Genomic DNA, 13,352 nt, shown 5'->3' on the forward strand with positions numbered 1-13,352 from the left:
TTAACTTATGCGACAGCTTCGTCAGCTTTCTTACCAATGATGGACTCGTCTTCTTCATCGATGATGCCGAATTCCATTAGCAGTTCTTCAAGTTCGTCCATAGTGACGGGTTTAGGCACAACAAAGAGTTTGTTATCAATGACTTTTTGCGCAAGAGTGCGGTATTCGTCAGCTTGTTTACATTTGGTATCGTATTCAATAACAGTCATACGACGAATTTCGGCACGTTGTACAATGTTGTCACGTGGAACAAAGTGAATCATTTGAGTACCGATTCGGCCTGCTAATGCTTCAATCAATTCATCTTCACGGTCAGTATTACGAGAGTTACAGATCAAACCAGCAAGACGCACACTACCGGTTGCTGCATATTTACAAATACCTTTAGAAATGTTGTTCGCGGCGTACATCGCCATCATTTCACCAGATACCACGATGTAAATTTCTTGGGCTTTGTTTTCGCGAATTGGCATTGCGAAACCACCACACACAACATCACCTAGTACGTCATAAAATACGAAGTCAAGGTCGTCTTCATACGCGCCTTCTTCTTCTAGGAAGTTGATCGCTGTAATAACACCACGACCTGCACAACCGACACCTGGCTCTGGACCGCCTGATTCAACGCAACGCACATCACCAAAACCAATTTTCAATACATCTTCAAGTTCGATATCTTCAACAGTACCGGCTTGAGCTGCCATTTCCATGATGGTGTTTTGTGCTTTAGAGTGCAGAATCAAACGAGTAGAGTCCGCTTTTGGGTCACATCCTATGATCATGACTTTTTTGCCGAGCTCGGCGAGGGCTGCAACAAGGTTTTGTGTTGTGGTTGATTTACCGATACCACCTTTACCGTAAATTGCACATTGACGAATTGCCATGGGGTCTATCTCCTTAATTATTAAGACTCAGGAGGTATAGAGCGAAAATTGTACCAACTATAAAAAGCCATAAAATTCAATTACTTATAAAATATTCATCCCATTTATGTTGTTGGTATGCATAACAATGTTCGTTTTGTAACAAGCTTTGTTTGTCTGCTTATTGGTAGGGAATAAATCCATTTATCTTAGGTTGGGAATAACAATTGATGGGCGTATACTGTCTAACAAACAAGCACTTACCAACTAATTATTTTGTCGGTTATCTTTTTTGTCTGATTAACCATCTTACATTCACATAATAAGGACTCATTATGCTGACTGTCTTTTCTGTCATCCTGCCCATCTTTCTGGTTATTTTGGTGGGCTATGTGAGTTCTAAGCTCAAATTATTGTCGCAGCAGGCTTTGTCTGAAATGGGACGGTATGTCATCTATATTGCTCTGCCTGCAGTCATCATCAAAACGGTGTTGAGTATTGATATACAAGCGATGCTCAACGTGCGCTATCTTGCCGCTTATTTATGCAGCTCTTTGGTTGTGACGGCGTTAGGCTGGCTTTTCTATATTCGGGTGATGAAATTAAACAAGCTCGACAGTGCGGTTTCAATTACGGGCATGGTTGTACCAAACAGTTCATTCATTGGCTATCCCGTTATCTTACAATTAATTGATAACCCACCCGTCAATGCCTTTGCCATGGCTCTTTTAGTCGAAAACTTATGTATTACTCTGCTTTATTTTAATGGACTACGGTGCACTTGAGTCGCAACAGGCGTTAAATGGTAAATTGAAATCACTGCTCAAACGCATCATAAAAAACCCACTATTGATTTCAATTGTCATTGGTGTCGTTGGTAACCTACTCCATATACAAGTTCCTGCAGCAATAGACTCAACGTTAGGGATCCTTGCCCCATCGGCAGTTGCAGTCGCTCTTTTTGTCATCGGTGGCTCATTAGCGGGCATTGAACTACGCCATACTAACCGCACTCAATTAACCGCCGTCACCGTTGGTAAACTCTTTATTCATCCTTTAATGACGGCGTTTATGCTGTGGCTATGGTTACCCGCCGCACACGATTTGAAGTTGGCGTTAGTCATTATTACCTCGATGCCAATGTTTAGTGTTTATTCTGTAATTGGCGATATTTACGGTAAACAATCCTTTTGTACGACCGCACAATTGGCCGCTAACGCACTATCCATCTTAACAATTCCTATCATGGTTGCGTTTGCTCAAAATGTGCTGTAGATATGCCTTTTTCCATGTTAACCCTCTGAATATGCGGATAACTTTAGGATGTTAATAGGCTCACACTTAAGACGTTGACGTTACTTTACAAATAGACGTTTTTTTCAATCATTGTGTGAGATAGATTCACTATTTTTATACATCAGAACACATAATATATCCCACATCACACTCTCCTATAAAACCTGTTGTTTTTCATTCAGACAAACTCTAGATTACAAATAAAACAAAACAACGTTTCATTATAATGTTGTTATTATTTCATTAATTGAATTTTTTATTCATGACGGGAAATAGAATTAGTAACCTACCGTTACTCAGGGAATTAAATTCCTGCGGGACTCTATTACCTTAAATATTTTCACTTAAAAGTAATAACCAAAGATGATCGCCATCATCTTAATGGATTTTATGCTCAGAATTTATTTCTGTGCGATTTTATAAAATATTTAATCGGTGATTATATGAATATAAAACCTCTATACCTTACAAGTTTAGGTCTGCTCATGATCAATCAGGCCTATGCTGCGATGGATGTCGACGACACTGTAAAAGGTAAAACCTATTTGCAGTACGAACACAACTATCAAACTGAAAATCGTCGCCATGGTGACTCAATCAAATTGGTCCATAAAACACCAGAGAACTGGGGCTTTGAGGTGAAGTTTGGTATTTACCCCCGCGACTCTGATTATGCGTACGAAAACTACTACGGTGGTAGTGCTGGGTTTGTTTTATCTAAGAGCTATATCCTTGATAAAAAAAGTTACCTATCCCCTCAATTTGAAATAGATTTCCAAAGTGATAGCTTACAATACCTAGCTGGCGCTACACTTTATCGCAAACTCAGTACCAACTGGGGTGGCTATGTCCGTTACCGCTATCAATTTCGAGACTACGCAAGTACCGACAGCTACAAAACTCGCGATATGTACATTAATGGCGATTCAAGCCAAGGAACCGAATCGGTCAGTTACCTTTCAAAAGGGAATATAGGAACCCACCGTTTCGAAACAGGTATCGATTATCGTGGCGTCGAAAATTGGCGTTTCCAATACATTCTTTTATATGACTACTCAAAATATACGAATAGTCCCCAATCTTGTGACAGTTATAGTTGCACGCCACTTAAATATTATGCGTTTAATAATAAACATGGCTACTTATATAACGAATTTAAAGTCCAATACACAGGATTTAAATCAGTTATTCCCTATATGGAAATTGATCAAAAAGCAGTATCAAGTTCAACATCACAAGAACAAGCGTGCTTAAAAGCTGGATTCAACTGGTATTTTTAGTAGGAGTTTAATATGAAATCATATTTATTATGGCTACCAGTTACCGCTGTAGCTTTATTACCAATCACATCTATGGCCGATACGAGTTATATCTCTTTTGAACACAACTATCGACTTGAGAATCGTTTCCATAGTGACAAATTATCTCTAACGTATAAATTTGATGGCGGTCTGCGTTTTCAAATAGCGGCCAATTTGATTAATAAAAAGCGCGATAGCTTTGATGATCCTACCAACTATAGTGAATATTTTGATACCAGTTATCAATATGCTATTAACGAGCAATTATCAGTCATCCCAAGTATTCGTATGAAATTCTATACGGGAGCCGGCGATGATTATGACTTTAGCGGTGAAATTGGCGATTCAGGAGATACGGGCGCGCGTTATATCCCTGGCGTTGCAGTCCGGTATGCTATCAACGATGAGTTAGCGTTCTTTACGGGCTATCAATATGAATGGCGTAAATTTACGCACAAAAAGGAAGAGACATCAGAACCAAACCAGCACCGTAATGTATATAAGATCGGGGCAAGTTACCAATTAAGCGAAGCAATGATGTTGACCTACACTGCCCAGTATCAGGATTCTGACTATACGTTATACGACAACAAGCGCTCCAATTATGAACAAGGCGCTTTATTGTCCTACCGCGTCAATCGCGATTGGCAGCCTTACTTAGGTGTTGATGATGTCGCCGTGGCGACCGATAGCGATCACCGAGAAGCGAAGTTAACCGCTGGTTTTAATTTTTATTTTTAATTCAGCATCTTATTTACGACTTGTCGGGTTTTGTTACTAAACCGACAAAACCCGTTATTACGTTAGGTACCTAACTCTTGTCAGGGATAGGTATACCGTGAGGCATACAATGAAAATTCAAATGACCGCAGCATTGCTCTGCGCTTTATCAAGTACCTTTGCTTATGCTAATCCAGCTCAATTCGATGCGCTAGTCACCCCTACTCCCAACGGTGAACATCAATTCAGCAAAATAACTCAAGCGCTGCAAGCCGCTAAAAACAGCAACAAAGAAAACTATGTGATTTATATAAAAAACGGGGTGTACAACGAAAAGTTTGATGTCAATGTCGATCACGTCACGCTAGAAGGCGAAAGCGAAGATAAAACGATTGTTCAATATGACGCAGCATCAGGAATGACCAACCCACAAGGCCAACATTGGGGTACATCAAAAAGTTTTGTTATTCGCATCAAAGCCAATGATGTGACATTAAAAAATCTTACGGTAAAAAATAGCTTTGATTACCCGGCGAACGATGTCAAAACGAAAGATGATCCTACTCGCATCAACTCTTCACAAGCGGTGGCATTATCGGTTGGCAATGGCGCGGAAAGAGCCAAAATTCTTAATGTGACTCTGGATGGCTACCAAGACACTTTGTTGGTGCGTCACGACAGTACCAGTTATTTCAATCACTGCACGGTAAAAGGAAACGTGGATTTTATCTTTGGCGGTGGTGTCGCCGTTTTCGATCAATGTAACATTGTGGCTCGCGCCAGAACACGTCCAATGACAACAATGGGCTTCATTACCGCGCCAAGTACGGACATCAACCAACCGTATGGGTTGGTGTTTATTAATAGCCGCATTACCAAAGAGGCCAATGTTCCTGCCGATAGCTTTGGGTTAGGACGACCTTGGCATCCATCCAGAACCTTTGCCGACGGACGCTATGCCGATCCAAACGCCAAAGGTTCAACCATTTACTACCACTGCTATCTTGATGATCATCTATATGGCTGGGATAAGATGTCGGGCTGGGATAAAGACAAACAACGTATTTGGTTTAATCCCGATACGGATGCCCGTTTTTATGAATACGGCAGTACAGGCCCAGCAGCAAATAAAGCAGGTAAACAGCATATCTTAAGTGACAAAGCCGCCAAACAACTTACCATTGAGCATGTTCTTGGTGGCACTTGGTATCATTCATAACGGAATCAATCATGGCAACACACTATTTATCTTTCGCTTGGAAACCATGTATTCATACAGCACTGGCGGCTCTTGCGTTTGTTTCAGCGTCAGCGCTGGCAGCGGATAATACCCAAGCGATTATTCACCAAAGCGCGCCCAGCAATGGCTGGGCCGCCATGAATGGTGGCACCAGCGGTGGCTCACAAGCGAACGCTGAGCACATCTATCACATCACATCTAACGATACATTCCGTCAAGCACTTAACTCAGCAAAGGGACAAGCAAAAATCTTGCTGATTGAGGCTAGCATTGACCTCAGTGGCGGTCAGCCCTACACCAGTTTTGCCGACCAAAAGCGGCGCTCTCAAATTAGAATTCCGAGCAACACCACAATTATTGGTATGACTCAATCTGCTGGGTTCAAAAATGGTTCACTGATTATAAAAAAAGTGCATAACATCATTGTGCGTAATATCGCTATTGAAACGCCCGTCGATGTCGCCCCTCATTTCGAAAAAGGCGATGGCTGGAATGCCGAGTGGGACGGAATGAACATTACCACAGCAAACAATGTGTGGATTGATCACATTACCATTACTGATGGTAGCTTTACCGACAGTATGTATCAGCATAAAGACGGATGGAAATACGTTCAACATGATGGCGAATTGGATATAAAGCGAGGCAGCGATTATGTGACTATTTCAAACTCTGTGTTTGAAAATCATGACAAAACCATGCTCATCGGTCATAGCGACCATAATGGCAAACAAGACCAAGGAAAACTCCATGTGACCTTAGTTGACAATGTGTTCCGCAATGTCACCCAACGTACACCTCGAGTTAGGTTTGGTCAGATCCATGCATATAACAACGTCTTTTTCGGTAATAAAGACGCCAAAAACTATCATTACAGTTATTCATTTGGCATGGGATCAGAAGGGAAAGTATTGTCAGAAAACAATCTCTTTCAAGTCGCCCACCTCTCCAATCCTTGTGATATTTATAAGGATTTAAGTCACGGACATTTTGGCCAACTGGTTGACAGCGGATCACTCGTTAACGATAAACCGCTCGATCTGAATGCTTGCGGCTTAAAGCAACAGACTAAATGGTCACTTCCCTATCATTATCAACTCAAACCAGTTGCTGAGCTAACCACACTAATTAAGCAGGCAGGAGCGGGAAAACTGTTTTCAAGTTAGTCACTTACATAGACTCAACCGAGGTGGGCATCACGCCCACCTTTTCTGTTTGTTTTACGCCACACCAGAACTCACACAAAATATAACTAACCAGTTGAAATTACATAATTTGTCTGTATTGGGACATGCTACCTATTATTTTAATTTGCTAATAGAATACAGTGTTCGAAACCTGTTATAGTGCTCCTCATGAATAACATGATTTTGCTCATCGCAATGGATATGGATACAGAGGTGTAATGACAGATATAAACGGTAAGAACCAGGTGATTGCACTGCTCAGACGCCAACCTCTGTCACGAGTTGATTTAGCCAATCAAACCGGCTTAGTTAAATCATCGCTGACAAAGATCACTCAACAACTCATAACACGACAGTTAGTTGAAGAAGTGCCTGAACATGAAAGCACCGCTAAATGCACTAAAGGCCGACCAAAAACGCTATTAAGGTTAGTCGCAGGTAAAAATGTGAGCATTTGTTGCCACTTATCGATCGAAGGGCTGTACGTCATTTTGATCGATCATACCAACAAGATATTAGGGCATGAAAAAATTTCTTGGGATCTACCTAAAGAAAAGCGAGTATTTGAAGCGAAAGAATTAGTAGCGATCATTAAGCAACATGGCAAAAAACTGTGCCGTCAGCATCATGTCCCTTTTAATGAGCTTCGTATTGTTACCGTCGCGACACAAGGCAAAATTGCGCAACGTAGCGGTGTCATTCACTCGAGCCAATTATTTAAAGAGCGCCATTTCAATTTTGCAAACTTGATTGAACAAGAGCTTGGATGTCCAGCAAAAATATTCAACATTGCATTTTGTAATACCACTCAATTACAGATTAACTACAGTCGTATCCGCAACTTTGTTGATCTCTTGCTTGCCTATGGCGTAGGTATTGGGATCAGTATCGATGATAAAATCATGCTCGGCCCTGATGGTACTGCACCTGAAATTACTCATATGAACTACAAACGCGATGGTAATCCTTGTTATTGTGGTGCGCATGGTTGCTGCGAAACATATGTCACATATCGCGCTATCATTCAGCAGATCGAGGACAGCACGGGAAAAACGATTCCTGGCGCCGATTACAAAGAGCAACTGAAATATATTTCAACTCAGGTAACCGAAGGCAATCGTCCGTATATCGATGTGGTTAACAAAGCAGGTGAAGCCTTAGGCTTTATCATTGGGCAGTTTACTACTGTGTGGGATATCCATGACGTGATTTTATCGGGTCCCGTGGGTATTTTATACGATCACTTAAAGCCTGTTATTTTACGGCAGCTCAATGAAAGTAACGATTTCAAATTCGCAGAGTCCAAACTTAACCTTTGGTACGAAAAAGACCATAACCTCCCTTTTTACGGACTTATTGAACTGACCAACTCGTCTTATCAAGTATAAGTGGTAGCCCACGATTAATAGATCAAAAAAGAGGCATCATCATGCCTCTTTTTTTCAATCAATTATGCCATTTTGACAAGGAATCACCCTAGTCATTTTTGACTTTAATAATCACTCGACGATAACTGGTCAATTGAGGCTGCCCATTATCAGTCACTTCCAAAATAACCTGAGCCTCACCTCCGTTAGGACAGGTTGCATTGGGTAAAGTAAGCCATCCTTCACGACATGCTTGGTTTATCTTCACACGTGCTTTTGCTTTATCCGCATCCTGAACGGTGATGTCTGCAATGCCCGGTTGATTCGCGATCCCAGAGAACCCCGCCTCTTTATAATTGAACCAGTGATAGGTTAAATCGTTATCATCAGGATCACTACTTTCTGCAGCATCGAGAGTGACAGTTGCCCCTGGTTGCGCCTGAATATAAATCACATCCTTAGAGCTATTACTATTCACAACCGCCACTGGCTGATGATTTGCCTCATCAAATGGTTTGACCGTCCAGTCCATTCTGGCCGCAAAATCATTTTGGAACGCATCTCGCCAGCGCCAAATTGTCGCTTGATCTGAGGTGTATTGTTTACCGTCCATACCTGTTACTGTATCTGAAGACGTTATACGGCCGAACCAATCTCCCCCTTGAGTCCAAATAGCATGCTGTTCACCATAAGGTTGACGGTAGATATAACGGCCACCCCACCCACCCCAACTTGGGTTACGAAAACTGTTTAGACCATTTTGGGTTAAGCCTAAAAAGGCAGGGGTATCGCCTTCCATAATGAACATGTATTTCAGATAATGTTTACCTAGTGGGCCCTTACGAATGTGTGTTTCCAACCATTCATTGGTCACATGGCTGAAATCTGCACCTGCACCATTTTTATAATATTTATCCCCAGCAATCCCAGTCCACGTTGCAGATGCATACTCACCGCCATCAGGAGAAGACGGTTTTACAATATAGAATAAGTGAGGGAAATGTTGCCGAATCCATGGGCCCGCATCATCTTGGTCAGAGATGGAGTAAACACGAAGTTTAGACACAAACGCCGCCAATTCATCAGCACTGCGCGTCTCTTTTACTTGGTAGAGTGCTTGCGCTAGGGTATTTGCACCACCCCATACCGTCACCCATAAAGGTCGATCATCTTGTTTGTCTACCGCAGCAATTAAGTTTTTCGCCCCTTGTGATAACTTCCCTTTGCCAACATCAGCCATACCATATCCCGGTTGTCCGGTACTCACTACCGCCTTCAGAGCTTTGGCTGTAGGCCAGCCTTGGGCATTTTGCATTAAATTAGGACGAACCTGTTGGTAAGCATCAATAATATGGTTGATGGTATCTTTTTCACGTTTTGCCCGCTGCCAAACTGATGTGGTAGCGACAAGTCCTTCAATATCGACCTCATTTGAATAAGTCAGCAAGCGAACCATCGACATTTGATCATCGGGTTCATTACCAATATCAGACAATACAAAAATGCGGGTATGACCCGTATACTGATCGACATGGTTTGGTTGATAACTGTGAGCTTGAACAGTCAGCCCATAGCTAGACATCACTAACGCAGCTAAAGAAGAGAACGCCCACTTTTTGGCCGACATTAACATCGCAGAAGTAACGTGTTTGTGTTTAGTCATAGAATTAACCTTTTGTTTGGGTGTTAGGAGTGACAGAACACTTCGAACGAAAGAATGACATTTATGCTGTGATTTTTCTTGAACTGTATTCTTTGATGAGCACAGGATCGTATATTCGGAGTTCACTTAGGCATAAGGAAGAACAGAGCTGAAGAAATTTGGCTATTGGAAGGAATATGACCACTTAATTCATACTGCCATGATAACGTATGCACTGATTATTTCAGCTAGACGCATCACAATTGTGACTGTCTGCCGTTTTAAAAATAGAAATTTTATTCCAAAATTAACGACAACAATGAAAATCTCTGCATTTCATTTCTTAATGAACATTCCATTTTTGACCCAATTCTTTTGATCTCCCTTGACCATTTTTCGTTCCTCACTCAGTTTATCGTCCCCGTTTTTATCGATTTGAATACGCTATATAAAACACTCCCAAAATAAGAAAGAACGATAACTTCCACATTAATCATATAATTACAGTGGTTTGGCTCACATAAAACCGCTCATTTCTGCTATTAAGTCTAATCTTAACGTTTTTCCCATCAAAACGAGCGGATCATCACAAAGCCAAAAATGAAACAACAAATTAATGACCAATAATATTGAAATATTTATTTCGAAATAATAAATTATCACCATCGTTTTCGAATGAAGCCAACCACGAGAACCAAAACGCACAGTTCGATAACGCATTTTCCAAACAACGAAACAAAAGGAACTAGATATGAACACGGTCGGCAATTTTATTGGTGGACGTACTCAAGTCAGCCACACAGGCAAAACTGAACCTATTTATAACCCAGCAACAGGTCAAGTGATTGCCCAACTGACTCAAAGTAGTGATGATGAAATTCGCGCTGCAATTGATACAGCAGACAAAGCATTCCCATCATGGTCGGCAATGACTCCACTACGCAGAGCACGCATTCTGTTTAAATTTAAAGATTTGCTCGAAGAAAATCGTACAGAACTAGCAAAAATCATTTCTGAAGAAAACGGCAAAGTATTATCAGATGCTCAAGGCGAACTTACTCGTGGTATTGAAGTTGTTGAATTTGCTTGTGGTATCCCACACCTATTAAAAGGTGAGTTTTCGAACAACGTAGGTACTAATGTCGACAGCTTCTCTGTCATGCAACCTCTTGGTGTTGTTGCTGGTATCACACCATTTAACTTCCCAGCAATGGTACCGATGTGGATGTTCCCTGTTGCTCTTGCTTGTGGTAACACTTTCGTCTTGAAGCCACCTGTCACAGCACCATCTGCAGCAATGAAAATGGCAGAACTGCTAAAAGAAGCCGGCCTTCCTGATGGTGTCTTCAACGTGATCCACTGCCCTAACGACAGTGCAGCGATTCTTTCTGAAGATCCACGCATTCAAGCGGTAAGTTTTGTTGGTTCATCTGCTGTTGCAGAAATCGTTTACAGCACAGCAAGTAAACACGGTAAACGCGTTCAAGCCTTTGGCGCAGCGAAAAACCATGCGATTGTCATGCCGGATGCCGATCTTGATTCTTGTGTTGATGCCATCATGGGCGGTGCTTACGGCTCTGCTGGTGAACGTTGTATGGCACTACCAATTGTTGTTGCTGTCGGTGATGACACCGCAGACAAACTGATTAGCCAATTAACACCAAAAGTACAAGCTCTACAAATTGGTGCAGGTATTCCTGAACCAGGCCAAAAAGACAAAGACATGGGCCCACTAATTTCTAAAGCTCACCAAGAAAAAGTGCTAGGTTACATCAACATTGGTGAACAAGAAGGGGCTAAATTGGTTGTCGATGGTCGCCACCATGAAGTGGCAGGATACCCTGATGGCTATTTCGTTGGCGGTACGCTATTTGACAATGTGAAACCAGGTATGCGTATTCACCGCGAAGAAATCTTCGGCCCTGTACTCGGTATTATCCGCGCACCAGATTATGAAACAGCCCTTGAAATCGTAAATAGCAGCGAATACGGTAACGGTAGCGCGATCTTTACTACTAATGGCCAATACGCTCGTGACTTCACTATGCGTGTACAAGCAGGTATGGTCGGCGTTAACGTTCCAGTTGCTGTACCAATGGCTTATCACTCATTTGGTGGTTGGAAACGTTCAATCTTTGGTGCGCTACACGTACACGGTCCAGACGGCGTTCGTTTCTACACTCGTATGAAAACCATTACAACACGTTGGCCAAATGGCGAACACAGCATTGCTGAGTTCAGCATGCCAACGCTAGGTTAAACTAATAACCCCAAAGCCATAGGAGCTGTAGCGTGCTCTGAATAGCACGCTACAACTTCCCATTCGACAGGGAAAATAAGGAGTCTCCAGTGAGTAACTTACTATCGAAATACCAAAAACCGAATGGGGAAGGCCTCATTCAACATATCACTCCAGAAAACGCAGGTTGGAAATATGTTGGTTTCGATGCTTATCAACTGACTAAAGGTCAAACCATCACACTAGAAAGTGGCGATCGTGAGCTATGTTTGGTGTTGATCGCTGGTAAAGCAAAAATCACCACAAGCAAAGAGTCTTTTGGGGAAATTGGCCAACGTATGGATGTATTTGAAAAAATACCAGCCTACTCTGTCTATGTCCCACATGATGACAAAGTAGTCGTTGAAGCCACAACAAAACTTGAATTAGCCGTATGTAGCGCCCCTAGCCAAGGCAACTTGCCAGCTCGCTTAATCGGCCCTGATGACGTCAGTGTTGAATACCGTGGTAAAGGTCGCAACAAACGTCACGTACAAAATATTCTGCCAGAAACAGAACCTGCAGATAGCTTGCTAGTGGTTGAAGTTTATACCGCCGAAGGTGATACCAGCTCATACCCTAGCCACAAGCACGACACAGCTTCGGATACTGAAACTTATTTGGAAGAAACCTACTACCACCGCTTAAATCCAGCGCAAGGTTTCTGTTTACAACGTGTTTATACTGATGAACGTGATCTCGATGAAACCATGGCGGTTTACGATCATGATGTTGTTAAAGTACCACGCGGCTACCACCCAGTAGCCATGTTAGCGGGTTATGACGGCTATTACTTAAACGTAATGGCAGGTCCTATCCGCCAATGGAAATTCACTTGGGAAGATGATCATTCTTGGATCAACACCGCCGATTACCCTAAAGAAGACTAGGTAGGTTTATACTCAGTCTCCTCAAGCTGCTGGGTATAATTTATTGCGGCCAGATTGTCACCCGACTGGCCGCCTTTTTTGTTTCATTTATTCTACTACGAGTGCAACTTGTCTCTTTTTGTTTGTGACTGCATCCATTCATCATGTTCGTTAGGATCAAACTCAATGTAGCGCATGTTAATCACATCGTTATCGTGTAAATCTAAATTATCAATCCCAACCATGGCTTCTTGGTTATTCACCAAAAACTCCCAGAAGAAATACGGATGTTCTCCAGGCTCGTAGGTATCATAAGTATCGTTGATCATATCAACCAAGTACCCTAGATTAGCGCCATAGTATTCTAGTGAATAAGAAAACTTGCTTGCATCATCGATAATATCGTAAGCCATTTCTAACGCTTGTTGTGCATTCATTGGATGAAGATATTCAATCTCCACTAGGGGTTTGTCTTGAATATTAATTGTGATCACTCGACCGCTCCCTTTTCGTTAATTATCAAATAAAAAGCATAGTCTACGGTTTAATTAAACAACAAGAATGGGATCACGAACTGGTTAACTGATTG

At 41.9% G+C, this 13,352-nt stretch carries 12 protein-coding genes; 9 read left to right on the forward strand and 3 right to left on the reverse strand.

Annotated elements, in window-relative coordinates; all coding sequences use genetic code 11:
- Window positions 1–5: 5 nt before the first annotated feature.
- The gene (gene nifH, locus F9817_RS07425; RefSeq protein ID WP_161154327.1) at window positions 6–884 is read right to left on the reverse strand and encodes a nitrogenase iron protein; all 879 of its coding nucleotides are present in this window, start codon (window positions 882–884) and stop codon (window positions 6–8) included.
- A gap of 314 nt (window positions 885–1,198) precedes the next feature.
- Between nifH and F9817_RS23970 the strand changes: the two genes are divergently transcribed.
- The 7 genes from F9817_RS23970 to F9817_RS07455 all read left to right on the forward strand — a co-directional run bounded on the left by F9817_RS23970 (window position 1,199) and on the right by F9817_RS07455 (window position 7,995).
- Complete coding sequence (locus F9817_RS23970; RefSeq protein WP_237476201.1) at window positions 1,199–1,648, forward strand: AEC family transporter; 450 nt, start codon at window positions 1,199–1,201, stop codon at window positions 1,646–1,648.
- Window positions 1,629–2,138, forward strand: a complete 510-nt coding sequence (locus F9817_RS23975; RefSeq protein ID WP_237476202.1) for an AEC family transporter — start codon at window positions 1,629–1,631, stop codon at window positions 2,136–2,138. Before F9817_RS23970 ends, F9817_RS23975 begins: the two co-directional genes overlap by 20 nt.
- A gap of 464 nt (window positions 2,139–2,602) precedes the next feature.
- Window positions 2,603–3,439: a hypothetical protein gene (locus F9817_RS07435; RefSeq protein ID WP_161154328.1), complete on the forward strand. Its 837-nt coding sequence runs from the start codon at window positions 2,603–2,605 to the stop codon at window positions 3,437–3,439.
- A 12-nt stretch (window positions 3,440–3,451) separates the two neighbouring features.
- Window positions 3,452–4,201, forward strand: coding sequence for an oligogalacturonate-specific porin KdgM family protein (locus F9817_RS07440; protein WP_161154329.1), 750 nt, complete (start codon window positions 3,452–3,454; stop codon window positions 4,199–4,201).
- A gap of 109 nt (window positions 4,202–4,310) precedes the next feature.
- The gene (locus tag F9817_RS07445; protein WP_161154330.1) at window positions 4,311–5,399 is read left to right on the forward strand and encodes a pectinesterase family protein; all 1,089 of its coding nucleotides are present in this window, start codon (window positions 4,311–4,313) and stop codon (window positions 5,397–5,399) included.
- 11 nt (window positions 5,400–5,410) lie between these two features.
- The gene (locus F9817_RS07450; RefSeq protein ID WP_161154331.1) at window positions 5,411–6,586 is read left to right on the forward strand and encodes a pectate lyase family protein; all 1,176 of its coding nucleotides are present in this window, start codon (window positions 5,411–5,413) and stop codon (window positions 6,584–6,586) included.
- Between the two features lie 239 nt (window positions 6,587–6,825).
- Complete coding sequence (locus tag F9817_RS07455) at window positions 6,826–7,995, forward strand: ROK family protein (protein WP_161154332.1); 1,170 nt, start codon at window positions 6,826–6,828, stop codon at window positions 7,993–7,995.
- Between the two features lie 88 nt (window positions 7,996–8,083).
- Here the strand turns inward: F9817_RS07455 and F9817_RS07460 are convergent, their stop codons facing one another.
- Window positions 8,084–9,637 carry a DUF1593 domain-containing protein gene (locus F9817_RS07460; protein WP_202436378.1) on the reverse strand — a complete coding sequence of 518 codons (1,554 nt, stop codon included), beginning with the start codon at window positions 9,635–9,637 and terminating at the stop codon, window positions 8,084–8,086.
- A gap of 730 nt (window positions 9,638–10,367) precedes the next feature.
- Between F9817_RS07460 and F9817_RS07465 the strand changes: the two genes are divergently transcribed.
- Window positions 10,368–11,876, forward strand: a complete 1,509-nt coding sequence (locus F9817_RS07465; RefSeq protein ID WP_161154333.1) for a CoA-acylating methylmalonate-semialdehyde dehydrogenase — start codon at window positions 10,368–10,370, stop codon at window positions 11,874–11,876.
- A gap of 89 nt (window positions 11,877–11,965) precedes the next feature.
- On the forward strand, window positions 11,966–12,784 hold the full coding sequence (gene iolB / locus F9817_RS07470) for a 5-deoxy-glucuronate isomerase (RefSeq protein WP_161154334.1): 819 nt from the start codon (window positions 11,966–11,968) through the stop codon (window positions 12,782–12,784).
- 95 nt (window positions 12,785–12,879) lie between these two features.
- On the opposite strand, the gene F9817_RS23980 is transcribed toward iolB, so the two are convergent.
- Complete coding sequence (locus F9817_RS23980) at window positions 12,880–13,257, reverse strand: DUF4430 domain-containing protein (protein ID WP_161154335.1); 378 nt, start codon at window positions 13,255–13,257, stop codon at window positions 12,880–12,882.
- Window positions 13,258–13,352 lie beyond the last annotated feature (95 nt).

Source organism: Vibrio eleionomae (assembly GCF_009874545.1).
Lineage (GTDB): Bacteria > Pseudomonadota > Gammaproteobacteria > Enterobacterales > Vibrionaceae > Vibrio > Vibrio nitrifigilis.